This window comes from Paenarthrobacter sp. YAF11_1, assembly GCF_052113445.1.
GTDB lineage: Bacteria > Actinomycetota > Actinomycetes > Actinomycetales > Micrococcaceae > Arthrobacter.
Map to the genome: position 1 here is coordinate 202186 of NZ_JBFRDF010000007.1, position 24103 is coordinate 226288.

General features: G+C 62.9%; 22 protein-coding genes. 14 read left to right on the forward strand and 8 right to left on the reverse strand.

The annotated features are described in order from the left end of the window. The first annotated feature begins 59 nt into the window (after window positions 1–59). Together AB4Y77_RS13180 and AB4Y77_RS13185 are read left to right on the forward strand one after the other, a co-directional pair. Window positions 60–587, forward strand: coding sequence for a DUF427 domain-containing protein (locus AB4Y77_RS13180; protein WP_442014264.1), 528 nt, complete (start codon window positions 60–62; stop codon window positions 585–587). Window positions 588–731: 144 nt separating this feature from the next. Next, complete coding sequence (locus AB4Y77_RS13185) at window positions 732–2078, forward strand: aspartate kinase (protein WP_011773413.1); 1347 nt, start codon at window positions 732–734, stop codon at window positions 2076–2078. Window positions 2079–2163: 85 nt separating this feature from the next. Here the strand turns inward: AB4Y77_RS13185 and AB4Y77_RS13190 are convergent, their stop codons facing one another. Beyond that, on the reverse strand, window positions 2164–2760 hold the full coding sequence (locus AB4Y77_RS13190; protein WP_442014265.1) for a TetR/AcrR family transcriptional regulator: 597 nt from the start codon (window positions 2758–2760) through the stop codon (window positions 2164–2166). Between the two features lie 134 nt (window positions 2761–2894). Here AB4Y77_RS13190 and AB4Y77_RS13195 point away from each other — a divergent pair, with 134 nt between their 5' ends. From AB4Y77_RS13195 to AB4Y77_RS13205, 3 genes are all read left to right on the forward strand, one after another. Next, a complete protein-coding gene (locus AB4Y77_RS13195; protein ID WP_442014266.1) occupies window positions 2895–4175 on the forward strand; it encodes an MFS transporter in 1281 nt (426 codons plus the stop codon). After that, the gene (locus tag AB4Y77_RS13200) at window positions 4176–6671 is read left to right on the forward strand and encodes a beta-glucosidase (RefSeq protein WP_442014267.1); all 2496 of its coding nucleotides are present in this window, start codon (window positions 4176–4178) and stop codon (window positions 6669–6671) included. 155 nt (window positions 6672–6826) lie between these two features. Next, window positions 6827–7126 carry a DUF4193 domain-containing protein gene (locus AB4Y77_RS13205; protein ID WP_011773410.1) on the forward strand — a complete coding sequence of 100 codons (300 nt, stop codon included), beginning with the start codon at window positions 6827–6829 and terminating at the stop codon, window positions 7124–7126. 126 nt (window positions 7127–7252) lie between these two features. Here AB4Y77_RS13205 and AB4Y77_RS13210 read toward each other — a convergent pair whose 3' ends face one another. From AB4Y77_RS13210 to AB4Y77_RS13220, 3 genes are all read right to left on the reverse strand, one after another. After that, window positions 7253–7612 (reverse strand): LapA family protein, encoded by a 360-nt coding sequence (locus AB4Y77_RS13210; protein ID WP_311211353.1) that lies wholly within the window; start codon window positions 7610–7612, stop codon window positions 7253–7255. Window positions 7613–7683: 71 nt separating this feature from the next. Then, the gene (locus AB4Y77_RS13215) at window positions 7684–7920 is read right to left on the reverse strand and encodes a hypothetical protein (protein WP_311211354.1); all 237 of its coding nucleotides are present in this window, start codon (window positions 7918–7920) and stop codon (window positions 7684–7686) included. Between the two features lie 166 nt (window positions 7921–8086). Next, the gene (locus AB4Y77_RS13220; RefSeq protein WP_026541816.1) at window positions 8087–8311 is read right to left on the reverse strand and encodes a hypothetical protein; all 225 of its coding nucleotides are present in this window, start codon (window positions 8309–8311) and stop codon (window positions 8087–8089) included. A gap of 105 nt (window positions 8312–8416) precedes the next feature. Here AB4Y77_RS13220 and AB4Y77_RS13225 point away from each other — a divergent pair, with 105 nt between their 5' ends. From AB4Y77_RS13225 to AB4Y77_RS13240, 4 genes are all read left to right on the forward strand, one after another. After that, window positions 8417–8884, forward strand: a complete 468-nt coding sequence (locus tag AB4Y77_RS13225) for a MarR family winged helix-turn-helix transcriptional regulator (RefSeq protein ID WP_442014268.1) — start codon at window positions 8417–8419, stop codon at window positions 8882–8884. A gap of 131 nt (window positions 8885–9015) precedes the next feature. Continuing rightward, the gene (locus AB4Y77_RS13230; RefSeq protein ID WP_442014269.1) at window positions 9016–9546 is read left to right on the forward strand and encodes an SSI family serine proteinase inhibitor; all 531 of its coding nucleotides are present in this window, start codon (window positions 9016–9018) and stop codon (window positions 9544–9546) included. After that, complete coding sequence (locus tag AB4Y77_RS13235; RefSeq protein ID WP_311211357.1) at window positions 9533–10471, forward strand: 3-methyladenine DNA glycosylase; 939 nt, start codon at window positions 9533–9535, stop codon at window positions 10469–10471. The genes AB4Y77_RS13230 and AB4Y77_RS13235 overlap by 14 nt, the downstream gene beginning before the upstream one ends. Window positions 10472–10500: 29 nt before the next feature. Continuing rightward, a complete protein-coding gene (locus AB4Y77_RS13240) occupies window positions 10501–10902 on the forward strand; it encodes a serine protease inhibitor (RefSeq protein WP_311211358.1) in 402 nt (133 codons plus the stop codon). 43 nt (window positions 10903–10945) lie between these two features. Here AB4Y77_RS13240 and AB4Y77_RS13245 read toward each other — a convergent pair whose 3' ends face one another. After that, a complete protein-coding gene (locus tag AB4Y77_RS13245; protein ID WP_442014270.1) occupies window positions 10946–11680 on the reverse strand; it encodes an alpha/beta hydrolase family protein in 735 nt (244 codons plus the stop codon). An 89-nt stretch (window positions 11681–11769) separates the two neighbouring features. On the opposite strand from AB4Y77_RS13245, the gene AB4Y77_RS13250 reads away from it, so the two are divergent. Further along, entirely contained in the window at window positions 11770–12237 is a 468-nt protein-coding gene (locus AB4Y77_RS13250) for a MarR family transcriptional regulator (protein WP_209755291.1), read from the forward strand. Window positions 12238–12289: 52 nt separating this feature from the next. Here the strand turns inward: AB4Y77_RS13250 and AB4Y77_RS13255 are convergent, their stop codons facing one another. Next, window positions 12290–13426 carry an FAD-dependent oxidoreductase gene (locus AB4Y77_RS13255; RefSeq protein WP_442014271.1) on the reverse strand — a complete coding sequence of 379 codons (1137 nt, stop codon included), beginning with the start codon at window positions 13424–13426 and terminating at the stop codon, window positions 12290–12292. 205 nt (window positions 13427–13631) lie between these two features. Between AB4Y77_RS13255 and AB4Y77_RS13260 the strand changes: the two genes are divergently transcribed. Together AB4Y77_RS13260 and AB4Y77_RS13265 are read left to right on the forward strand one after the other, a co-directional pair. Continuing rightward, entirely contained in the window at window positions 13632–14429 is a 798-nt protein-coding gene (locus AB4Y77_RS13260) for an alpha/beta fold hydrolase (protein WP_442014272.1), read from the forward strand. Between the two features lie 15 nt (window positions 14430–14444). Further along, entirely contained in the window at window positions 14445–15704 is a 1260-nt protein-coding gene (locus AB4Y77_RS13265; RefSeq protein ID WP_442014273.1) for an MFS transporter, read from the forward strand. A gap of 63 nt (window positions 15705–15767) precedes the next feature. On the opposite strand, the gene AB4Y77_RS13270 is transcribed toward AB4Y77_RS13265, so the two are convergent. Next, the gene (locus AB4Y77_RS13270; RefSeq protein WP_442014274.1) at window positions 15768–18944 is read right to left on the reverse strand and encodes a S8 family serine peptidase; all 3177 of its coding nucleotides are present in this window, start codon (window positions 18942–18944) and stop codon (window positions 15768–15770) included. A 260-nt stretch (window positions 18945–19204) separates the two neighbouring features. Beyond that, window positions 19205–21913, reverse strand: coding sequence for an exo-alpha-sialidase (locus AB4Y77_RS13275; protein WP_442014275.1), 2709 nt, complete (start codon window positions 21911–21913; stop codon window positions 19205–19207). A gap of 110 nt (window positions 21914–22023) precedes the next feature. On the opposite strand from AB4Y77_RS13275, the gene AB4Y77_RS13280 reads away from it, so the two are divergent. Together AB4Y77_RS13280 and AB4Y77_RS13285 are read left to right on the forward strand one after the other, a co-directional pair. Further along, entirely contained in the window at window positions 22024–22971 is a 948-nt protein-coding gene (locus AB4Y77_RS13280) for a phosphoglycerate dehydrogenase (RefSeq protein ID WP_442014276.1), read from the forward strand. Between the two features lie 127 nt (window positions 22972–23098). Further along, window positions 23099–24085 (forward strand): manganese catalase family protein, encoded by a 987-nt coding sequence (locus AB4Y77_RS13285; protein WP_442014277.1) that lies wholly within the window; start codon window positions 23099–23101, stop codon window positions 24083–24085. Window positions 24086–24103 lie beyond the last annotated feature (18 nt).

The following is a 24103-nucleotide window of genomic DNA, read 5'->3' on the forward strand; positions in this document are numbered from 1 at the left end:
ACGCCGAGGCGCCGGGGGTTTCACGGGGAGATCCCAGCCGAGGGTGCCACCATGGGTGGATGGTCTCCCATCGCAGTGTTTCCGGCGTCTTTCGGCGTCCCCGTCCCGTCAAGCCCGCCCCAGGACAGGAATCGGTGTGGGATTACCCGCGGCCGCCCAAGGTGGAGCCTCGCTCCGAGCGGGTTGTGGTGCGGCTGGGAGGCCAGGTGATTGTTGATACCACTGACTCCGTCAGGGTCCTGGAGACCAGCCATCCTCCTGCTTACTACGTGCCGTTGGACGCCTTCCCGGACGGTGCGCTGGTTCCCGTTGGGGGCACAACTTTCTGCGAGTTCAAGGGCGAGGCCAGCTACTTCACGATCACCGCCGGCGGGACGGTGGTTGAACGTGCAGGATGGACCTACCCAAGCCCCACGCGGGGCTTCGAAGCGCTGGGCAGCAGAGTGGCGCTTTACCCGGAGTACATGGACTCATGCGAGGTAGACGGCGAGCGGGTGACGTTCCAGGAAGGCAACTTCTATGGAGGGTGGATCACACAGCAGATCGTCGGCCCGTTCAAGGGTGGTCCGGGCACTGCCGGGTGGTAGTCATCGCAGGTAGCCGCCATGTGGTCACAATTCCTGCAGGGACAGTGCGCGGCGATAAACTGGGCAAATAAGCTACGCTGGCGTGCTCAAATTTGAAATTGGCATGCCGCGTTCGAACCCTATTGATGCAGTGAGGGTGCGCGCATGACTATGCCCACTACCGAAGTGAAGATCGAAGAGCTCTCCAACGAGGCTGCCATTACCAAGCAGCTGATCGTTCAGAAGTTCGGCGGTTCCTCGGTTGCCGATGCCGATGGCATCAAGCGGGTCGCACAGCGCGTCGTGGATGCGCAGAAGGCCGGCAACGAGGTTGTGGTTGTTGTCTCCGCAATGGGTGACACCACCGATGAACTCCTGGACCTCGCGGGGCAGGTCACTGATTCCGCTCCCGCCCGCGAGATGGACATGCTGTTGTCCGCCGGCGAACGAATTTCCATGGCCCTGCTTGCCATGGCCATCAACAAGTTCGGTGCCTCCGCACAGTCCTTCACGGGCTCCCAGGCCGGCATGATTACCGACGGCATCCACGGCAAGGCGCGAATTATCGACGTCGACCCCCACCGCATCCGCACCGCCCTGGACAAGGGCCACATCGCGATCGTGGCCGGCTTCCAGGGCATGAGCCGCAGCACCAACGAGATCACCACGCTTGGCCGCGGCGGCTCCGACACCACCGCCGTCGCCTTGGCCGCAGCGCTGGAAGCCGATGTTTGCGAGATCTACACGGACGTGGACGGCATCTATACCGCCGACCCCCGCGTAGTGACGTCCGCCCAGAAGATCGACCGCATCTCCAGCGAGGAAATGCTGGAGTTGGCCGCTTCCGGCGCCAAAATCCTGCACTTGCGCTGCGTCGAGTACGCCCGCCGTTTCGGGGTGCCGCTGCACGTCCGTTCCTCATTCAGCCAGCACGAAGGCACGTGGGTCATCCCGGGCGCCGACGAAAAGTTCAACATTCAAGAGGGAGTTGCCTTGGAGCAGCCAATCATCTCCGGCGTTGCACACGACCGGTCCGAAGCCAAGGTCACCGTAGTAGGCGTCCCGGATATCCCCGGCAAGGCTGCTGCGATTTTCCAGGTGATCGCTGATGCGCACTCGAACATCGACATGATTGTCCAGAACGTCTCAACCCACGGCACCGGCCGCACGGACATCTCGTTCACGCTGCCCATCGTTGAAGGCGCCGACGCCCTGGCCGCCCTGCGCGCTGCCGAAGGCCAGATCGGCTTCGAGAGCATTGAATACAACGAGCACGTCGGCAAGCTCTCCCTGATCGGCGCGGGCATGCGTTCACACCCGGGCGTTTCTGCCACGTTTTTCAAGGCCCTCTCCGACGCCGGGATCAACATTGACATGATCTCCACTTCGGAAATCCGCATCTCTGTGGTCACCAGCGCGGACGCCCTGGATGACGCCGTCCGCGCCATCCACAATGCGTTCGAGCTCGACGGCGACGCTGAGGCTACCGTCTACGGCGGCACCGGCCGCTAGCAGCACCCTGGGCACGCCCCCAAGTAAAACGCCCCAAGTAAGTAGCAGTTAAGGCCGTTCTGAGAACTCAGAACGGCCTTAACTGCTACTTACTTGGGTGGGGCGGTGCCAGCAAAACGTCAATGAGCTGCCGGAGTCCGTCGGCCATGTCCACGTCCTTGTCATACAGCCATTGCAGCTGGAGCCCGTCGAAGGCGGCCACGGTCAGCCGTGCCAGCATGACGGCGTCGACGTCGGTGCGTACCTCGCCGGAAGACTGGCGCCGTTCGATGTCGACGGCGATGTCCCGCACCACCGTTTCGTACCGCTCTTTGAAGTAGCCGTGTGAGGCATGCTCAGGATCGTTGGCGGTAGCTGAGGCGACCGCGTAGAGAGTGGTCAGTCCGGGCTCGCCCACGTTCCGCTCGGCGATGGGCGGCATCAGGTTGAGGCCCACTTCGACCTCGCCGCCAACGGCCAAAGAGCGGCGATCCCGTTCGGCGAGGACTGCAGTCAACAGTTCCTGCTTGCCCTTGAAGTAGTGGAACAGCGTGGCTTCCTTAACGCCCACCAACTCGGCAACGCGCTTGAGTGCAGTGCCCTCAAATCCTTCGGTAGCGAAGACATCGGTTGCCGTCTGGATGATCTGTTCGCGGCGTTCGGCCCCCTTGGCGTACTGGCCCCGGGCCCTCGTCGTAGACATCCGTTCAGTCTATTTCACGGTTCAAATATCCCGGGTCACTCGACTTTTCAACCAAAACCTAGTCACACTAGATTTTTAGGGCTAGAGTCATTGCAGCGGCCCAACGGTGGGCCACCCGTTCATCAGGAGGCAATGTGGCCCTCAATATCGATCAGCAGATGGCAGGCGCAGCAACCGCCGCCCCGGGCGCCGGAAGCACCCCGCCTCAATCCGCTTCCCGCGCCTACGTCATCGGCATGCCCATCGCGAGCGCCGGTCTCTGGATGGCCGTTCTTGCCCCGGCGCTGGTGGTCCTCGCCATCAAGGTTTCGGAGATCACCACCCCCGATACGCGAGCCGGGGCACTCAGCCTTGTTGCTGGAGTCGGGGCAGCCGTCGCGTTGCTCGCCAACCCATTCTTCGGACGCCTCAGTGACCGCACTACGTCCCGGTTCGGCATGCGCAAACCCTGGATCGTGGGCGGCTCCCTGATAGGCCTGGCAGCACTCTTTCTGCTTGGTTCGGCCACGGAAGTCGGCGCAGTCCTCGTAGCCTGGGTTGTAGCACAGCTGGGCTTCAACGCTGCCCTGGCCGCCCTGGTCGCAACCCTTCCCGACCAAGCGGGCCCAGCAGAGCGCGGACGCCTCTCCGGCCTCATCGGCATGACGTTGCCCATTGGCCTCGTGGCAGCGGCCTTCTTCGCACAAATGTTTGAGACCGCCCTGCAGATGGCCGTAGTCCCCGGGATCGTCGGCACGGCAATAGCCATTGCCTTCGCCTTCACCTTTAAGGACCGCGTCCTCACCGAAAAACCGGCACCGCTGAATCTCAAGGAAATCCTCGGTTCCTTCTACTTCAACCCCAAGGATCACCCCGGCCTGGGATGGGCTTGGGTCACCAAGTTCCTGGTCTATGTGGGCTACTGCGCTGGCCTGCTCTACCTGCCGTACTTCTTTACGGACCACCTCCACGTCGCCGAAACCCAAGTCACCAGCCTGGTGTTCCAAGCAACCCTGGTGAGCTCTGCGGGAACCGTCATCACCAGCCTCGCCGGTGGCTGGATCAGCGACCGTCTGGGCAAACGCAAGAGCATGGTCATCATCTCTGCCCTCATCATGATGGGCGGCTTGGTGGTTATCGCCACCAGCACCGACACCGGCCAGGTCTTGCTGGGCCAAGGAATCCTGGGCTTGGGTCTCGGTGTCTTCAGCGCCGTGGACGTCGCGCTCATCACGGACCTGTTGCCCAAAGACCAGTCGGAGAACGCCAAAACGTTCGGCGTGTTCAACATCGCCCAGGCCCTCCCCCAATCCCTGGTGCCTGCCATTGCCTTCCCTGTCATCGCACTGGGCGGCTACCCCGCATTGTTCCTCGGTGGTGCTGTTGTCGGCATCATCGGTGCCCTTCTCGTCACACGCATCAAAGGAGTCAAGTAAATGAATCCCACACTTTCGGCCGCCGTCACAGCACCATCAGCAGGAGCCCAGGATGCGGAAACCAGGATCCAGGAACTCGCCCGGAGCCTCACGCTTGAGCAGCAGGTGCAACTGCTGACGGGCGCAGATGTGTGGTCTACCCACGCCATCCCGGAGATCGGGCTGTCCCGCGTGGTCATGTCCGACGGACCGGCAGGCGTCCGGGGTGAAGACTTCGATGAGCGTCACGACTCCGTCTCCTTGCCGTCGTCGTCCGCTTTGTCCGCGACGTGGAGCGTCGAAACCGCGCGCCGCTACGGGCAGGTCCTGGGCCAGGAGGCCCGCCGTAAAGGCGTCCACGCCGTCCTGGGCCCCACCATCAACCTGCACCGCTCCCCGTTGGGCGGCCGCCACTTCGAATGCATGAGCGAGGACCCACGGCTCACCGCCACCATGGCCGCCGGCTACGTGGCCGGCGTCCAGTCCATGGGAGTCGGCGCCACGCCCAAGCACTACCTCGCCAACGAGGCCGAGACCGACCGTTTCACCGCCGACTCCGTGGTGGAAGAACGACCTTTGCGGGAGCTCTACCTGGCAGCCTTCGAGGACGCCATCACCGAAGCCCGCGCCTGGCTGGTCATGAGCTCGTACAACTCCATCAACGGCACCACCGCCAGCGAGAACCCGCTCCTTGAAACGCCGCTGTCCACCGAGTGGGGCTTCGACGGCGTCGTCGTCTCCGACTGGACCGGCGTCCGCTCCGTCGAAGCCGCCAACGCCCACCAGGACCTGGAAATGCCCGGCCCGGTAGGCCATTGGGGTCCCAAGCTCCTCGCCGCCGTCAACGATGGCCGCGTCAGCCGGGAGGCGATCCTGGAAAAGGTTACCCGGATCCTGCGCCTCGCAGCCCGTGTTGGCTCCCTGGAAGGCTTCGAACCTGCAGTCACCCAGCTCCCGGCGTCACTGGACGGGGCCGCCGTCGCGCGTGAAGTCGCCGTCCGCGGCGCCGTGCTGGTCCGCAACAAGGGCCTTCTTCCGCTGGATGCCAAGGCACTCAGCAGCGTCGCGGTGATCGGCCACAACGCCGACGAAGCCCGCACCCAAGGCGGCGGCAGCGCCACCGTGATGCCCAAGTACACCGTCTCACCGCTCGAGGGCCTGCAGAAAGCACTGCCCGACGACGTCACCGTCACCTACGCCCGCGGCGCCAAGGTGGCCGAAGGCATCCAGGCCTTCCCCCGCACCTCCCTCCGCAACCCGGTCTCCGACGTCCCCGGAATCCGCGTGACCTTCCTCGCCGAAGACGGCACGGAAATCTCCGGAGAAGACCGCCTGGCCTCGCACCTGATCTGGTTCGGCGTGGGAATTCCCGACGGCGCCGCCTCCATCCGCATGGAAGCGGACTGGACAGCCGAAACAGCAGGCGTCCACTACCTGGGCGTTGGGACCGTGGGGCAGATCCGCTTTGTCCTGGACGGAACGGAAGTCTTCAACGACGAGATCAAGGACGACACCGACGTCCTGGGCGCCGCCCTCTTCGATCCCCCCAAGACCGTCCATGCTGTGGAAACCACCGCAGGCCAGACCGTCCGGATCGAGGCCGAGTACCAACTGCCCAAGGAACAGGTCATCCCGTTCACGGCCATCCTGCTGGGCGAGGAGACTGTGGTTACGGACCCGCAAGCCGAGATCGATGCCGCTGTGGAAGCTGCCCGGACTTCCGACGTCGCTGTGGTTGTGGTGGGCACCAACGCCGCCATTGAGTCCGAAGGCTTCGACCGCAAGGACCTGGACCTCCCCGGCTACCAGAACCAGTTGGTGGAGGCCGTCGCAGCAGCCAACCCGCGCACGGTAGTGGTGGTGAACTCCGGCTCGCCGGTGCTCATGCCGTGGTTGGACACGGTGGATGCGGTCCTGTTGGGCTGGTTCGGTGGCCAGGAATTCGGCAGCGCCATCGCAGACATCCTGCTGGGCATCGAAGAGCCTGGCGGACGCTTGCCCACCACATGGCCCGCAGCGCTGGAAGACGTCCCGGTGTTGAACACCACGCCCGTTGACGGCAAGGTGGTCTACACCGAAGGAATCCACATCGGCTACCGCGCCTGGCTCAAGCAGGAAGCCGCCGGCGGCGCAGCTCCTGCCCTGCCGTTCGGCTACGGACTGGGCTACACCACCTTCGAACTCGGCACAGCCCACGCCCCGCAGGCAGTGCAGGCCGGGAAGGATGTTGTGGTGCACGTTCCGGTCAAGAACACCGGCACACGCACCGGCCGGGATGTGGTCCAGGTGTATCTGGACCGCGCCGATTCCGCCGTCGAACGTCCCGTCCGTTGGCTGGCCGGCTACGCCGGAACGCACCTCGCCGCGAACGGAACCGAGAGTGTGGAAATAAGCATCCCCGCCAAGGCGTTTGCACATTACGACGGCGGCTGGCAGTTTGAGCAGGGCACGTTCCGCCTGTTGGTTGGTCGCCACTCGGCCGACCAATTCCAATCATTGGACATCGAACTCCGGTAACACATGGGCAAAATCACGCTGGGTGGCGGGTTTTTTTGCCCGTCACCCACGTGGTTTTCGCCACAAGCGGTAGAACTGGGGTATGGTATGGAATTTTCGTGGCATGCTGTACGTTGCATACCCGGTAACCCCCTAACACGAAGAGGCATTAAAAAGTGGCAGCCGATTACGACGAACTCCGTACCGATGTAAAAGAGAACCAGGAGCAGTCCCTCCAGGCTCTTCAATCCGCCAGCGCTCCCACGGCCAAGAGTGTCGTGCTTGAACTGGACGAAACCGATGGCCTCGACGCCAACGGCCCCGGCGGCGAAATCGTCGCCGAAGAACTGGTGATCCAGGTTATTCCGCAGGCAAATGACGAGTTCACTTGTCACTCCTGCTTCCTGGTTCGCCACCGCTCGCAGATCGCACGCGAAAAAGATGGCGTCGCCTACTGCACCGACTGCGAAGGCTAAGACAGCCCACCACCCCGGCGGAATGAACATCGTCAGGGAGTGCCGCCGTCGGGATTAAATTGCGGAAGGACCGGAGCACAAGCTCCGGTCCTTCCGCAGTTAACAGCTCCTTGGCAGCACGCGCTCCTATGGCGCCGCCCCCGGGCGGCCCACGGTCTTCTTGCGGCGATGATTGACCATTCTGAGCTGGAGGATCCTCGCACCGCCGGCCAGGGCCACCAGCACGCCTCCGCCCACAGCCGCGATGAACAGCGTGGTGCCCAGCGCGAGGGTTCCCTGCAGCCCGAAGAACCGGACCGTGATCATGTCCTGGTTCTGGACGAAGAACACGATCAGCATCACCAGGACCACCAAGCCAACGGCGACTGCCACCCACAAGGCGGCCGTGCGGGTTGGCCTGGACGCACTGGCCACCGGAGGTGGGACGGCACGTTCCTGACGGGGAGCCCCACTGGGAACCCCTGCAACATCATCCTGGAAACTCATCGACGACCCCCTCTTGTCACGGCACCACCCTGCTCTTTACATACTAAGCATGCTGATGAGTTAGGCGATAGTCAGTGACGCACCGAATAGTCAGTTGAGGTAGGGCCAGGATCGTTGTTACGGACAGCGTAGTGATGGCCTTCGGAATCGGTCTCGACGTCGAAGTTCTTCAGGTCCGCCTCGGAAGCCGTCTCAAAATCGTCATGCCTGTGCAGCACCGGGGTGTCAGTGTCACCGTGGGTTGCCGGTCCAAAAACGGACTGCAGTCGCTCGGTCACATGCTGGAAACCCTCCAATTTGCGTCCCATATTCTTCCACCTCCTTTCTTACGGGAGAGAAAGAGCGGCAGGGTCAGTGCGTGCCGTTCAGTGAGGCAATTTTACGCCCAAAATCCAACGCCGAGATGGCATTTGATGACAATGTTTGTCGAAAACATGGGGGCCAAGTGCCAACTCGGCGGGGAGCAGAAGGGGGTTACCGCAGCGACTTGTCGTCCGGGTTGCGGGGCACCACGTAGGTGCTGCCATCGGGGCGGCGGAGTGTTTCCCACTGCTGGGTCTCGGCCTGGCGCTGGGCCAGCAGCTTCCGGTTGGCTTCGGTCATTTCATGGTCGAGGGAACTGCTGTGCGCGGGGCCGAAAACAACCCTGAACTTCCCTGTGGCGCGCATGAACTTCCGGGTGAGGGATTCCTTGGCCACGCGGATCGACTCCTTTTTAGACGGTTCAATGAGTCCATAGTACGCTAATCATTAGTACACTAACTAATTGATCGGCGTGAGCGGATGCAAGCACAGGAGGCAGCCATGACGGCCACAGACCAGAGCACCCAGGAAGTCGACGACCTCCTTTTGGAGCGCCAACTGTGCTTTGCCCTCACCGTTGCTTCCCGCAGCGTGGTGGGCGTTTACAAGCCCGTGCTGGAACGCCTCGGGCTCACGCACCCCCAGTACCTGGTGATGCTGGCCCTCTGGGAACGGAGCCCCAGGACATTGAAGGACATCAGCGACAGCCTCCTCCACGAGCCCGCTACGCTCTCCCCCTTGCTGAAGCGCCTGGAAGAAGCGAAGCTCATCACCCGCGAACGCGTGCCGGGCAACGAACGCGCCTTGGCCATCACACTGACCGAAAAGGGCGCCGCCCTCCGCGAACAGGCCACAGCCGTCCCCGGTGAAATCCGCGAGCGCCTCCAGCTCAGCCGGGAAGAGGTAGCCGAGCTGCACCAGGCCATGACGGGCCTGATCGCAGCAACCCAGCGGAACAACTCCCACTAACCAACCGCCAATCCAGGCAGACCACCCGCGTGCCCCCTAGCCAAGCGCCCTGCCCTGGTGGTCTTCTTGAAGCGAACACAGAAACGGGCACCACAAGTGCCACGTAAAATGGACGCAACCTAGGAGATTCCATGCGCATGCGATTTGTTCGGCCCTTGTTGGCAGTCCTGGCCGTCGCCGGCTTGGCCGCATGCTCAGGCACCCCAACCCCAGGTTCCACAGGCAGCGCAAGCCAGGCCCCGTCGTCGTCGTCTTCCAGCAGCAGCGCAAGCAGCAGCCCCAGCAGCAGCGCAACTCCCAGCGCGTCAGCAGCCACCGGCGCCGGCAGCGCCGAACTCTCCATCACGCTGGTGGAATCCCCCGACGCCGCGCCCCAGACCTTCACGCTCGTCTGCGCGGACGGCGTCCCGGCCGCTGAAAGCAACCACCCAACAGCCGCCGAAGCCTGCACCTCCATCAAGAACAGCCCGGCCATCCTGAGTCCTGCCCCCACAAAAACGGACCAAGCCTGCACCATGCAGTACGGCGGCCCGGCAACGGCCAAGGTGACCGGCGCGGTGGACGGCAAGGAAGTCTCTGCGGCCTTCAGCCGCACGGACGGCTGCCAGATCGCACTATGGGACGCCGCCAAGAGCATCCTCGGATCAGATGGCGGCCTCTAGGCTGCGGCACCTCCCCCAGGAGCAATGGCTCGGGCTGGAGGCAGCCCATCACGCCCGGGTAGCGCGCTACGCGGACCCGTACCTGGCCAGGCGTTCGGCCGGCCGGAAGCACCCTGTTGAAGATTTCCTGTTCACCTACTACACACAGAAGCCGGGCCAATTGCTGCGCTGGCATCCGGGCGACGGCACTGTCCTCAGCGGTCCACGTGCCCTTGAGCGCGCCACGTGGAAGTTCTACCGAACGCTCGACGACGGCGAACTCACCTCCCTCGGGTTGCCGGCGGGAACGCCGGCGGTCACCTTTGACCGCCGCGGCTTCCTGGCCGACCGCGCCGAAGCTGTCCGCTTCGCGGGCATCATCCTCGCGGGCACGGCGAAGCGCCCGGCCCAGTTCGGCTGCTTTGGCCTGCACGAGTGGGCCATGGTGTACCGGCAGGAGAAGTTCGAACTGCGGCACGAATACCTGAAGCTGCGGCTCGGTGGCGAAGGCACGGACACCGTGGTGGAAGGGAACCGTATCCGCTGCTCGCATTTCGACGCTTTCCGGTTCTACACTCCGGACGCCATTCCCCTGAACGAGCTCGAACCCACCCGTGAAAACCAGCGGTCCATGGAGCAGCCGGGCTGCCTGCACGCCAACATGGACCTCTACAAGTGGGCGTACAAGCTGACGCCGGCACTGCCAAGCGAGCTGGTGATGGACTGCTTCGAGCTCTCGTGGAGGATCCGCGCCATGGATATGAAGGCTTCCCCTTACGATCTCGAAGAATGGGGCTACCCACCCATCAGGATCGAGACACCGCAGGGCAAGGCCGAGTACGTTGAATACCAGCGGGCTTTCGCGGCCGAATCCCAGGAGCTGCGGACCCGCGTGCTCCAGGCAGTAGATCCGCTCCTCCATGAGCTGAGCGGATTGGCCGCCTGAGCACCCGCCGCCACCAGCGAAAGGTCACTATGGTTTCCCCCACGAGCGAGTCACCCAACAGCGAGTACGACGTCGACCTCACAGTCACGCTGACAGAGGCACCTGGCGCTGAGAGCCACGAATTCCACCTCCGGTCCGTCGCCGGCCTCCTCTCGCCGGACCCCGGTTCACTGGACTCGAACTTGCCGGACGCACCTGCGGCGCTGGCCGCCGTCGAGCAGTTTGGCGAGGAGATCTTCTTCCCGGAACCCCGGCCGGACCGGATCTGCACGCAGCAATACGGTGGTCCACAGGTAGCCGTAGTCACGGGCTGGTTCCGTGGCCGCAAGGTCAACAGCCAGTTCAGCCGGACAGACGGCTGCGAGATCGCACGCTGGAAGACCCTGGCATCGCTGCTGGGCAACACCGGGGGCTCATCCGGAAACGTCTAGGCGGCGAACCCGCCCGCTCAGCTTTCCCAGGGAGGAACCCGCCCTAAGCCGGCTGATCCATTCGCCGGGCTTGCATCCATTCGACCACTTTGGGCCAATGCGTGCCATCCGGGTTAATGGCTTGCAGATGGTCCAAACGGGGCAGCTCCCAGAAGTCGACTGCGTCGCCAAAGCTCTTGGCTTTAGTGACGTATTCTCTGGAGTGGGCAACCGGGACCCTTTGGTCGTCTGAACCGTGGACAAGGAGCACGGGCGACCGGAGAGGCAACTGGTGGAGAGGCGAGTACGTTTCCAGCAGGGTCGGCAGGTCTTCGGTGTGGTCACCAATGAACCCCTCCACGGCACCTTCACCAAGGCTTTCACTGTGGGTTCGGGGCAAATCGGTGACGGGAGCCAGTGCCACGAACGCATCCAGAAGGTCCATGGTGAGCATCCCGAGTTGCGCCCCTACCGAGTGGCCAATTCCTATCACGTTCCCCGGGTACCCTGACTCGGCACTCCAACCCAGAGCGGACTGCACCGCGGTTGAAACGTCATTGACCATAGCCGAGGGTGTTGGGGCTTGACCCACCCGCCGGTACTCCACATTGGCAACCGCCCAACCTCGCGTGACCAGGTCTGCCGCAAGCGCCAACATGAGGTCGGCAGTGAAGGCCGCACGCCAATATCCGCCATGCACCAGCACCGCCGTCCCCTGAATCGCTTCACCTTCGCGCGGGTGAAGAAAACTGACCACTTGGTGCTCGGATGAACCGTACTGGTGAAGTGAAGAATGCATGGTAATTCAGCCTCTCATATGGATTTGTTGGAGGAGGGGGACGCGGCTAGTCTGGTTTTCAGGAATCAATTCTCAGAGGACCTCACATTATGAGCAGCCACGACGTCCCTCCCGAACTGCTTGATGACTGGATCCGCGCCTGCAATGACGTGTACCGGGTGCTGCGTCGGGGACGCAGCCGGGTGGGCGTGTTGGGTGAAGGCGAGACCCTCACTGAGTCCCAGGTAGCAGTTCTGGATTCCGTCGCCCAGCGGGGCGCCCTTCCTGTTGGTGAGATCGCGAGGCAAGCCGGAATTGCGCAGCCAACCGTGACTCGAATGCTGAACTCCCTTGAAGAACGCGGCATAGTTTCCCGCAGGCCCTCGGACCATGATGACCGGGTAACACTGGTTGAACTCACAACCCGTGGCGCGGAATTGTGGGAAGGAAAAAGGCGTATCCTCCGGGACTTCCAGAAAGATTCGCTTCTTCAATTCCCGCCGGAAACGCGCCGCCAGGTTGTCGCCGTCCTGCAGGACTTCGTCCAGATAGTCGATGCGCAGATCTCCGCCAAATAGCGGGACTTGGACGGCCAGTCCCTGAACCTTCAGCCCACTTCCACCGGCAACTTCAGTCCTGTGGGAACCGTTGACGCCGCACGGGCCCGGGCACGGCCGATCCGCGGCAAGGCTGCGGAACTTTGAGGATTTCCCGACGCGCCTCGTCAGGGACACCATTCAGCTCGCTCACCCGCACGGAGAATCTCTGGGTGTGTTCAATCACCGGCCGCTCCGTGGCTTCCCACAGCGCCAGCGATGCTTCGATGGAACCTCCGGGTTGGGAGACAGCATGGGCCAAGCCAAGCGCCGACATCATGGCGCAGCCGCCGCCTTGGCCCAGGTAGGGTGGCTGTGCATGGGCCGCATCTCCGATGACGGCAACCCGCCCGGCGGACCACTTTGACAGCTCTACCCACTCAAAGTCATCCCAACGGGGAACGGGGCCCAATCTACGGATAAGTGATTCCAAGGCAGGGAAGGACCGGACCCATTCGTCCTGAGGCAGATGGCCGCCCATCGCCCTCAGATCCGACGCTGCGCAAACGAGAGCCACGTAGAGATCCCCTGAACTGCTGGGCGTGTAGAGAATGAACCGTTGGCCTGACATGTACTCGATGTAGCTGTCTTCGATCTCAGCGGGAACATCGCCCACTGCACGTGGCAGGAGTAGCCGTGCGCATCGTTGGCCCAAGGCCTGCCGACGACGCAACAGTCCCAGGCTCTCACGCACTTGCGACCCCACACCATCTGCGGCAATGACCAGATCAGCTGTTTGTGAACTGCCATTGGCGAACCTGAGAGTGCCCTCCGATTCCGCCGCCACGGCCACCGAACCCGTGACAATTTCGACGCCGGACTCGACGGCTGCGTGATGCAGGGCTCCTATCAACTTTTCGCGCAACACCGTAAGAACCCGAACGGATCCGTCGGTGTTGATGGGCGTCTCTCCTATCAGGCCTCCGTGACCGTCCCGACTCTGAATGCTCGGTCCGTAATGGGCGCCTTCGGTGGCCATATCCTCAACTCCCAGCGCGCGGAGCACAGCCAACCCGTTGTCCCACAGGTAGATCCCGGCACCCAAAGCCCGGATGGATTGATTGGCTTCGTGGAGGCGGACCTTCCAGCCGCGCTGCGCCAAGGCAGCTGCCGCAGTCAAACCCCCGATGCCGCCACCGGCAATCTCAACATGACCCTGGGAAACGCTCATTGGAACTCCTCGATCGGTGCTTCTGTGGATGTGAGCTCGCTCACGCCGAGAAGTATTACATAGCTAGGTATGTAATTGATAGACCCCAAATTATTTACATAGCAGGCTATTGACTTGACGGAGTGCCCAACCATAAGCTTCCGGTGACGCTCGTCACATTGAATCAACATCCCCCATCTTTCCGGCGCTCCAGAGTGAGGTCATCGTGCAGCTCAAAACCACGTCCATCAACACCACTACCCTCGAATACGTCGAGTCGGGCGATCCTTTGGCTCCCCCGCTCATCCTCATCCACGGCTGGGCCCAGGACCACCGGCTGTTTCGACTTCTGGAACCCCACCTGAGTGACCACTTCCGTGTGCTGCGGTTGAACTTCCGGGGCCACGACGGCAGCGCAGTGTCGCCTGACGATTTCACGGCAGAGGACCTCATCCAGGACACCGTGGATTTCATCGATCAACTCGGCCTCGAAGACGTCAGGATCGCGTCCACTTCCCACGGTTGCTGGGTCAACATCGGAGTGCAGGAGCGACTGGGTGCCCGGGGTTACGGCCAAGCCGTGGTCATCGACTGGTTGCTCCAGCCTTTCGAAGGTTTTAACCAACAGATCGAGCAGGGAGCCTCGCCCGATACTGTCGCCGCAGCCCGACAGAGCATGTTCGATGAGTGGACCGAAGGCACGGACTCCGTTGACGTGATCGACCACGTTCAGCGGGAGATGACCTGGTTCGGCGAAAGCATGTGGATGCGGGCCTGCCGGGAGATCCGTAAGAGCTATGCACAATGGGAAAACCCACTGGAACGGATGAAAGCTGTCCCCGGAAACCTCGAGGTGGCTCACATCTATTCCCAACCGTTGGACCCCGGCTACCGGAGGTTCCAAGAGGACTTCGCGGCCGGGAACCCTTGGTTCACTCCCATCCACATCCCGGGAAAGACTCACTTCCCCACGCTGGAGAATCCTGAATCAGTCGCCGCCGCCATCAAGACGTTCTTCAGTTAAGCGCCGGTTCCCGACATGAAGAGTCAACTCCAGCAGAGCACTTCCACACGATGGGTCATGCTGGGCGTCATAGCCATAGGGTTCGTGGCCATGACCTTCAACTGGTTCGTTATGCCAACCACGTTCGCCGGCATTTCCGCTGATTACGATGCTGACCTGCCCCAACTGGCCTTGCTGATTTCCGGCTTCGTCATCGGCTACGGAATCATGCACATTCCCGCCGGCTTCATCGCGGCGAAATATGGCATCCGCGCGGCCTTGGTGGGAGGACTTCTCCTGGAAGGCCTCTTCACCACCTTGGCCGGGATCGTTGACGGCTACCCCATGCTGCTGTCCTTGCGGATCTTGGCCGGGCTTGCCGCATCGGTGTATGCCGGCATAGGGATCGCGGCCGTCAGCGTATGGTTCCGAGGGCGCGAACATGCTGCAGCCTTGGGTGTTGTCTCCGCCGCCTTCAGCGCCGGCGTCGCCGTCGGCTTGTACGCCTGGGGGCCAGTGGAACAGTCAATGGGTTGGCGGGGATCCCTCATCCTGGCCGGGCTGGTTGCCATGGCATGCGCGGTTCTGGTGCTGGTGGTGTACCGGATTCCTCGAGGAGTTCCGGCACTACTGGGCACCACACTTAGCGGCCGCAGCATTGCGGCCATACTCCGCAACCGGAGGCTGTGGCGTCAGAGCATGGCGTTCTTTGGCGGCTACGGGGCATATTTCGTCGCCTCCCAGCTGATCGGAGTGTACGCGGCAGAAGAACGCGGCTTCTCCGTGGGAGTGGTCGCATTGGCCGGGCTCTTGGTTGGCCTCGCCGGGATTCCTGGCAGCATCATTGCCGGATTACTCGCCGACCGCCTGTTGAGCTCACGGATCACTTTCCTTCTCTTCCTGGCGATTCAGGGGATCGGCATCCTGACGCTGCCTGCTGTGGGCCCGGAAATGCTGTGGCTGTCAGCAGCGCTCATTGGGTTTGGCTTCAACGGGTGCTTTGCGGTGTGGCAAACCGCTCCGGGCGACGATCCGGAGGTGCCTCCCGAGCTCATCGGGACGGCTGTGGGTCTTCTGCTGACCGTGACGGCTGTCAGCGGGTTTATTCTGCCCTGGCTCTTCGGTGAAATGGCAGCCTCAGTGGGTTACACGGCGGCGTGGTTGATGATTGGTCTCGCGACTCTGATCTTCGGACTGTTTGTCCTTGGGTCCAGCAAAGTCAGGCCGCCTGCAGCCAGCGTGGATGCTCCGCCGATTTCTGAACCGTCCAGCGCCCACCCTTCCCTTAACAGCTAGGCGAAACAGCAGTGGCCGGCGGGAATCCCCGCCGGCCACTGCCGTTATTGGATCAGACGGACACTAGCCGGCGTTGTTGCTCTGCGTCGGTTCGTCAGCGCGGATCTTGCCGCGGTTCTTCTTGTCTTTCTTGTCCTTCTTCGGGTCTTCCTCATCCGGAACCACTACGGTTCCGCCCGGGTTGACCAGGACGGTGACGAAGCTCGGCTCGCTGGTTCCTGCGAAGGTCAGGCGCCCGATGTAGGAGCCAGGTGCCAGGTTCTTCCAGTTCAGCGAAATCTGGCCCGTCTTGCCGTTGGCGAGGCGGATCGGGTTCGGCGTCACGGTGGCGTTGCCCTGGTTGGCACCCAATACGGCGGCATCAACGGTGGCCTTGGTGGCCTGGTTGTTGGGGCTCGCGTAGAGGTTGGCGAAGACGTAGTAGTCGCCGGGTGCCGGGTTGGGCACGGACAGGGTTTCGCTGGCGGACGCCGTGGCGGCCGGCAACTGCTGACCGGACGGGGTGAGCACCAGCATGTCGAAGTCCGCGGCCTCGTTGGAGGAGATGACTGAGAACTTGGCCAGCGCACTGCCTTGGCCAACGGTCACTTTCTTCACGAAGTTGGAGGCATTGGTCTCGCCCGCGAACGGGCCGGGAACCAGCTCAACTGCCGAAGAATCAGCCTTGGACAGTCCATCAATGGTGACGCCCACCGGGAGGTTGGTGCCGGAGGTGATGTTGATGGCGGCGGAGCCGTTGGGGCCCGTTCCCGTGAAGGCCAGGGCCTTGTCCGCGATGACGGACTGCGGCCGGACGGCGATCGGCGAGGTGACGGTCTTGTTGGCACCCTGCCAGCTCAGCGAACCCATGGCGAACTTGCCCAGCTCAGCATTCTTGTTTTCGAACTGGACCTTGAAGGTCTTCTTCTCACCCGGAGCCCCGAAGGTCAGCACGGACGGCGTGACCTTGACGTTGACACCCGGAACGTTGACCGATGCCCGGTAGGTTCCCGGAGTCAAAGCGGTCAGTGTGCGGGTGACCTCGATCTTGCCTGCGAGGTTGCCGAGGGCGAAGGAAGGAACGTTCATGTCACGAGGTGCCGTGGTGCCAAGCCCTTCCATGCCCAGGTCCATGCCTGTGCCCTGGATGAACTTGAGGTAATCCTCGGTGGTGGCGTCGTACACGAGGCCGGGAGAAAGGACCTTTGCGGGGTCCACCTGACCGGCACCCGTGGCGAAGACGTCCTTGTTGACGGCGCCGTTGGCCAGCTTGACCGGTCCGGCGGTAGTCATCATGGCTGACTTCACGGTGGCCGGGGACCACTGCGGGTTCTTGCCCAGGATCAGTGCGCCGAAACCGGCAACGTGCGGTGATGCCATGGACGTTCCGGAGAGGAAGCCGAAGTTGTCTCCGCCGGTTCCGATCGGCGAAACACCAGCAAGGATCGCGACGCCGGGAGCGGACACGTCAGGCTTCAGCAGGTCCGAGTCGGTGGCGAGCAGCGGACCTCGGGAAGAGAAGCCGGCAATCTGCGGCTGCGCTTCGGCAGGCAGGCCAGTGGTGTCGCGGTTCAGCAAGGAGACGGTGATGGCCGGGTTGGCTGTGACTTTGTCCTTGATGGTCTGCGTTGCAGGCGGGTTCACGTGAACCGTGGGGATGACGTGCTTGTCCGTGTCCAGCGACGAATCCGTCAGGTTCACCAGGATCATGCCGACGCCACCGCCGCGCAGGACTTCAGCGCTCTTGGCAGTGCGGTCAACAACGCCGCGGTCGCAGACTACAACCTTGCCGGTTACCTTGGCCGGGTCAAGCGAGCCCGGGGCGCAGAGTGCCGCGTTGCCTTCACCGCTTGCAGCGTTGGTGGAAAGCACGACGCCGGCCCCGCTCACCTCGCGGTTCATGATGGAAGCTCCGCGGAACTTGCTGCCATCGGAGAACTCAACGGTGCCCTGGAGTTCCTGTGAGAACGAGGTCGCGGCAACCGTGGTCAGCCAGGGCGCTCCGTGGTTCACGGTGCTGGCCGTCGGACCGGAGTTGCCGGCCGAGGTGGCCACGAAGATCCCCGCCGAAGCTGCCGACAGGAACGCCAGCGAAACAGGATCCGTAGTGGTCGTGGTGGAACCGGAGATGGAGTAGTTCAGGACGTCCACGCCGTCCAGGATTGCTTGCTCGATCGCGTCCACGGAAGCGGAGCCGTAGCAACCACCCGTGGCGGGATCGGTGTCTTCCCAGCAGACCTTGTACACGGAGAGTTTGGCGGCGGGTGCGATCCCGCTGGTGGTTCCGAAGCTGCGGCCGTCCACTACGGCGTCCACGTTGGCGTTACCCGCCGCGGTGCTGGCCGTGTGGGTTCCGTGGCTGTCCACGTCAACGGGAGAAATGACTTCTTCGGGAGCGCGGTTTTCCGGGGCAACGGTCTCAAGGAAGGCGTCTGCGAAGTAGTGGGTGCTGAGGACCTTGGAGTTGCAGGCGCTGCCGTCGTAGTCAGCGCCGGTGTCGGTACCGGGCTGGCATTCACCGATGAAGGTATCGCCGTCAGCCTTGAGCATGGCGATCTTGCCATCTGCCGTGCGGTAGGGAACGCCGACCTGCGGGTTGCCCACCAGTGGACCGACGGGCTCGCCGGCGAAGAACGGGTTGGAGGGGGTGTAGCCGGTATCGATCACGCCAACAACGGTGCCCTTGCCGGCGTTGTCCTGGCCACCGTACTGGGTGGCCCACGTGCCGTTGGGGCCGCTGAGCTTCAGGAAGTCCGTGGTGGAGTAATCCGGGGCGTACTGGGTGTCCGGCGCCACCATGAGGACCTTGGGATCCTTGGCCAGGTTGATGGCTTGGTCTGCCGTCAGGTTGGCACTGAAGCCGTTGACGGCGGTGGTGAAGTCACGCTCGATGGTGATGTTTTCCTGGGTGGCAATGTCCTGCTGCTGCGTCTGCAGGTGCTGCTGGTATTCCTTCACCTCGGCGCTGTCGGCGTCGAGCTTCTTGCCCTCTTCCGGCTTGGTGGCCGCGAAGCCCGCCGTGCCGCCGTCGTAGGTTGCTGCAGGTTTCTCCGCCAGGACAACCATGTAACGGCCGTCCTTGTAGGCGCTGGGGTCAAGGTTCTTCTTGGCCACGCCTGCAACGTTCCCGGGCGTCTCCGGCGTGGGAGCGGCCTGGGCCGGCATCGCCATCGAAGAGAGAAGCAACGGCAAGCCCACGGCCAGCGCCGCGGCCTTTCGAAGTCCCCCGCTTCTGACGAAGCTCTTTCCTTGTGATTTCACGAGTGGTTGCACCTTTCACTGAGGGAGGACCAGGCTCCATCGCCTGGACCTGTCAACTTTTAGTTGGTTGAACCTTTGACAGTTCTTGTCAAAGCCGCGCAACCAGCCGAGTCACAGAGTACCTAGTGAGAGCCGAATATGACATAGAGCACATTTCGGGAATTTTGTCTTGTCACGCCGGAGGTGATTCGTCATGGAACGACCAACAACGGACCGCAGGAATACCCTGCGGTCCGTTGCCGATTTTCGAACGGTTCAAGTCAGCCCTTCGGCGTCACCTGCAGCCGGTCAAAGGAGACCTGAACGCCGTCCCCGTCCAGGACCACCACGTCATCCCGCCCGTTCTTGACGTCCGAGGGAAGGACGAATTCCACGGTGTTCTCCGTGGTCGGGAAGACCCAGCCAAGGCGGTAGCCAGTCTTGTTCAGGTACACGTAGTACCAGTCGCCATACTCGAGGCCGTTCAGCACCACCTTCTGGCCCGTGCGGTACTTGTCCGCAGTACCGAGGTCGGTTGGCGGCGTGCCCAGTTCCTGGACAGTCAGCGCGGGCTCAGTCACCGGCTGAGCAGGCTTGGTGTCACGGACTTTCAGGTCCACCTGGCCACCGCTGACCGTCAGGGTTTTGGTGGTTTGCCCAGCGGCACTGACCTCCCACGTACTCGTAGGCACGAAGAACCCCTGCTCAGCTTCTTCTGCAGTCACCGTGTGGCGCGGGGTGGCGCACTGGTAGCTTTGCCCGGCCGGCAGCACGCTGTAGCGGCAGTTGCCCGGACCTTCCGGAAGGAAGGGGCTGAAGTTGCCGGCCGTCGGGACTACCTTCTCCACCAGCGGGCTCGTGTTCTTCACCGTGAACGTATATGGGACCAGGTCACCTGCAGCGTACGGCTGGGTTGCAAGATCACGCCCGACGTCGGCACGCGCCCCGCTGATGTCGGCCGTCAGCAGTCCGTCGCGCAAGGCGACCGCAGCGCCGGTGAACGGGACAGTCTTGGTGAGCGACGGCGTCGAACTTGCCGTGATGCTGAAGCTTGCCTCCGGCACGAAGTAGCCGCGTTCAACGTCTGCAGCGGTGATGACGTGCCTGGCGGTGGTGCAGTTGTAATTCGCACCTGCGCCCAGGTTGTTGTAACGGCAATTAGGGGCCGACGGCGGCAGGAAGCCGGAGTCGAACGTCCCGGAAACCGGCACAGCGTTGGCTGTGACGTTGGCGGTGCTCTTGACGTTCAAGGAGTAAGCCAGGACCTCGCCCACTTGATAGGGGTTGGCAGCGACGTCACGGGTTGGCGCCGTTCCAGTGATGGTGAGACCCACTTGCGGGGCCATCGGAACTGTGGCGGTGAAGGTGAACTGCGAAACCCGGCCATTCGTCGTCGTGAACGCGGCATTGAGATTCTGCGGACCGCTGGCATGTGCGGGTGCCGTCAGCGCAACGTTGACGGTGACCGAGGCGCCGGGAGCGACGTCGGGAACCGGCACCGTGGTGGCGGACCAACCGGTGGGGGTATGGATGGTGGCGGTGGCACCGGACAGCGTGGTGCTCTCCTGGTTGGTGACGGTCACGGGCACCTGCTGGGTGGCTCCGGGCGCAGTGGTGACGGCCGGGACGGACAACGGTGCGCAGACGTAGTTCAGCCAGGCGTCGTCGAACTTCGCGAACGGCATGTTGTCCGTGTAATTGCCCTCGTAGAGCACTCCGAACTTGCCGTCCTCCAGGCGGGAGACCGTGGAGTAGGCGGAGAAGCCTGAACGGATGGTGCGGACGCCGGGCCACGTGGCGCCGTCGTCGCAGGAGATCCGGGCAGAGACGTTTTCGCGGCCCGTCTTGGAGTTGGCGTTGGTGAAAATGAGCTTCCTGGCGTCAGCAGAACCCTGGGCAGCGCTGGGGAACATACGTGCGATAGCACCGTTATTTGCGGGGTCCGGCAGTTCTGTGTCCTGCGTAACCGGTCCGTAGGTTGCGCCGCCGTCCGTGGAAACTGCCACCTTGCGGTAACCCTGGTTGGCGTTGTCCCGGGAGTTCAGGAGCACACGGCCATCGGAAAGCTCCACCGTCTTGTTTTCGTCCATCCGGTCGCCGACGTTGGCGCCCTTATGCCATGTGACGCCGTGGTCATCGGAGTAGACGCTGTAGGCCTGGATCTTGTTGGTGCCGTCCGCCTGACGGATGTCCCCTGCGTACTGCTGGATCAGGCGGCCCTTGTACTGGCCGTACTTCAGCTGGATGCCCTCGCCGGAGGACGCGAAGTTGGACCGGACATCGCCTGCCGCAGGGCTGGTCTTGCTGGTTCCGGGCTTGGTCACACTGGTGATGAGCCGCGGCTGGCTCCAGGTGACTCCACCATCGGACGACTCGATGACGGCCGAGGAAATGACGGTCCGGTCGGCGTCGCTGTTGCCGAACTGGCTGCCACCGAACCCCTGGTCCTTGGAGTAGACGAAGAAAGCGAACACCTTGCCCGCTTCAGAGTCGTAAATGTAGGAGGGATCGCTGTAGCCGTACTTCGGCCCACTGGCATCCCCCACGTGGCCCGCGGCGATGACTGTCACCGGCCCCCACGTCTGGCCGCCGTCGGTGCTGCGGCGCTGCACGATCGAGTTCGGGTTGGGAGCATCCGCGGCTGAACCCGGGCGCCCGTCCCACGCCGCGAGCACCACGTTGTTGCCGAGGTACGTCAAGGCGGGGATCCGATAGAAGAAGTTTGCAGCTGTTCGATCCGCGCCAATGTTGGCTTCCGTGAAAATGCCGGGCGCTGCCGCGGGGTTTGCGGGTGGGATGGGCGCTGCAGTGGCCGGAAGACCCAGCCCGGCCAGAAGGCCAAGGCTCAGGGTGCCGGCGGCAGCGATGCGRGCGAGAGGTGATGCTGAGGATCTCAAATCCGATGTCCTTTCGAAACTGCTTCGAGGGGAGGATGCAGAACAACGTGGAGAAGCTTGTGTTACGTGCCACGTCGAACGTCCTACAACCATAGGGTGTTGGCCGTCACATTGCTAGGGATGAAGCGTGGGGAGGTTGCCTCCGCTCCAAAGCGGTAGCCTCGAAAGCGAATCGACTACCCGCATTGACCCTTGGAGCCGCAGTGAAAATCCTTGTCCCCGACACCATCGACCTGGACGCCTCCCTCCTCTCTGACACAGAGGACAATGTGGTGGTTTACGCAGTGGACAAGCCCATTCCCAGCGAACACCGCGATGCGGAGGTGCTGGTGGTGTGGCGCAACACCTCGGAGAACCTGACCGACGCGGCCCGCTCGATGCCCACCCTCAAGCTGGTTCAGACGCTCGCAGCAGGCCCTGATTCAGTCCTCGCGGCCGGCTTCGCGGACACCGTGGCCATCACCTCCGGCCGCTCACTTCATGACCGCCCAGTGGCTGAGCACGCGTTGGCGCTGGTCCTGGCTGCCATCCGCCGGCTTGATGTCCTGCTCGAATCCCAGAAGGACGCCTCGTGGAACGCGCCCTATAACGCGGCTCAGTCCAACCCGAAGACCGAACAGCTCTACACGCTCGACGGCGCCAACGTCACCATTTGGGGCTTTGGTTCGATCGCCGGACGCTTGGCTCCCCTGTTGGCAGCCTTGGGCGCAAAGGTCACCGGAGTGGCCAACTCGAAGGGCGAACGCTACGGCTTCCCGGTGGTGTCAACGGAGGACCTGCCGGAAGTCCTGCGCACCACCGACGTCCTGATTTCCATCCTGCCGGCCACGCCGGAAACCACAGACTCCCTCAACGACGCGATCCTGCGGGCCCTTCCGGAGACCGCAGTTTTTGTGAACGTGGGCCGTGGCGCGACGGTTGACGAGGACGCCCTGCTTGCGGCCTTGCAGGAGGGCCGCCTGCGAGTGGCAGCGCTCGATGTCACCAAGGAGGAGCCACTGCCGTCGGACTCGAGGCTGTGGGATGCGCCGAACCTGATCATCACACCGCACGTTGCCGGCAACCGGCCCAAGGGCTCGGCACAACTGGTCACCGCAAATATCACGGCACTCAAGGAGGGCCGGACGCTGACCAACCAGGTGGCCGGCTGACACCTCCCACTTTCTTGCGTGATTTCCTTGCGCGCAAATAGTAAGCATGCTTATGGTGAGGTTTCCGGGGTGGCCAGCAGTGGGTTTCCATCCCGCGGACGCAGCTGGAACAACGTGAGGAATCGCAATGTATCTGCACACCCAACTTCTCATCAACGAAATTGCCGTAGACGAACCCGACCCCGCTGCAGCCAACGCCCTCCAGGAAGGACTGGGGGGTCAGTTCGGTGAAATGCGGACCATGATGCAGTACCTCTTCCAGAGCATGAACTTCCGTGGCGACCCCGCCTCCAAGCCCTACAAGGACCTCCTGCAAGGAATCGGCACCGAAGAGATCAGCCACGTGGAGCTCATTGGAACCACGATCTCCCAGCTCCTCGACGGTTCCCCGCGATACCAAGGCAAGAAGTCCGATCCTGTGGACCAGCCCGGCGCTGGAGGAGCTACACCGCTGAAGATCGCCCTGGACACCAGCAACATCCATCACTACCTGGTGGGTGCCCAGGGCGCCTCGCCGGTAGATGCGGCGGGCAATCCGTGGAGCGGATCCTACGTTTACAACAGTGGAAACCTCGTGCTGGACTTGCTTTACAACCTGATGCTCGAATCCACGGGCAGGCTGCAGAAGTGCCGCATCTACGAGATGACGGACAACAAGACCGCGCGTTCCACCATCGCGTACCTGATTGTCCGCGACCAGGCGCATGAGAACGCCTATGCCAAGGCACTGGAGAGCCTGGGAGTGAACTGGGGCAAGGTCCTGCCGATCCCCAAAACCAATGCGGAGCAATTCCCTGAAGTGAAGAAGCTGCTGGACACCGGCCTCCAGAGCATCCAGTACACCTTCAGTGCCGACAATCTGAGCGAGGCCGGCAAGCTTTACCGCGGGGCTTCTCCCTCCAACGACGGGACCGAGCTCAGCACCGACGTCATGCCCGACGGATTCCCCATCACCATCTCCCCCGAACGCAAGGAAGAGTTCGCGCCGGGGCTGGATCCGGAACTGCTGGCGCTGATCCAGGCCACGGCCGAGCAGGAACTCAAGGACGCCGACAGCCCCAAGGAAGCCGCATCAAAGGATGCCACCAAGCCGAAGGCGACCAAAAAGAAGTAGCACCCACAAAAAGGGTCC

Coding starts and splice junctions, on each gene's coding strand:
- AB4Y77_RS13180 (WP_442014264.1), top strand. CDS start 60: ATGGTCTCCCATCGCAGTGTTTCCGGCGTCTTTCGGCGTCCCCGTCCC.
- AB4Y77_RS13185 (WP_011773413.1), top strand. CDS start 732: ATGACTATGCCCACTACCGAAGTGAAGATCGAAGAGCTCTCCAACGAG.
- AB4Y77_RS13190 (WP_442014265.1), bottom strand. CDS start 2,760: ATGTCTACGACGAGGGCCCGGGGCCAGTACGCCAAGGGGGCCGAACGC.
- AB4Y77_RS13200 (WP_442014267.1), top strand. CDS start 4,176: ATGAATCCCACACTTTCGGCCGCCGTCACAGCACCATCAGCAGGAGCC.
- AB4Y77_RS13210 (WP_311211353.1), bottom strand. CDS start 7,612: ATGAGTTTCCAGGATGATGTTGCAGGGGTTCCCAGTGGGGCTCCCCGT.
- AB4Y77_RS13215 (WP_311211354.1), bottom strand. CDS start 7,920: ATGGGACGCAAATTGGAGGGTTTCCAGCATGTGACCGAGCGACTGCAG.
- AB4Y77_RS13225 (WP_442014268.1), top strand. CDS start 8,417: ATGACGGCCACAGACCAGAGCACCCAGGAAGTCGACGACCTCCTTTTG.
- AB4Y77_RS13230 (WP_442014269.1), top strand. CDS start 9,016: ATGCGCATGCGATTTGTTCGGCCCTTGTTGGCAGTCCTGGCCGTCGCC.
- AB4Y77_RS13235 (WP_311211357.1), top strand. CDS start 9,533: ATGGCGGCCTCTAGGCTGCGGCACCTCCCCCAGGAGCAATGGCTCGGG.
- AB4Y77_RS13240 (WP_311211358.1), top strand. CDS start 10,501: ATGGTTTCCCCCACGAGCGAGTCACCCAACAGCGAGTACGACGTCGAC.
- AB4Y77_RS13245 (WP_442014270.1), bottom strand. CDS start 11,680: ATGCATTCTTCACTTCACCAGTACGGTTCATCCGAGCACCAAGTGGTC.
- AB4Y77_RS13250 (WP_209755291.1), top strand. CDS start 11,770: ATGAGCAGCCACGACGTCCCTCCCGAACTGCTTGATGACTGGATCCGC.
- AB4Y77_RS13255 (WP_442014271.1), bottom strand. CDS start 13,426: ATGAGCGTTTCCCAGGGTCATGTTGAGATTGCCGGTGGCGGCATCGGG.
- AB4Y77_RS13265 (WP_442014273.1), top strand. CDS start 14,445: ATGAAGAGTCAACTCCAGCAGAGCACTTCCACACGATGGGTCATGCTG.
- AB4Y77_RS13285 (WP_442014277.1), top strand. CDS start 23,099: ATGTATCTGCACACCCAACTTCTCATCAACGAAATTGCCGTAGACGAA.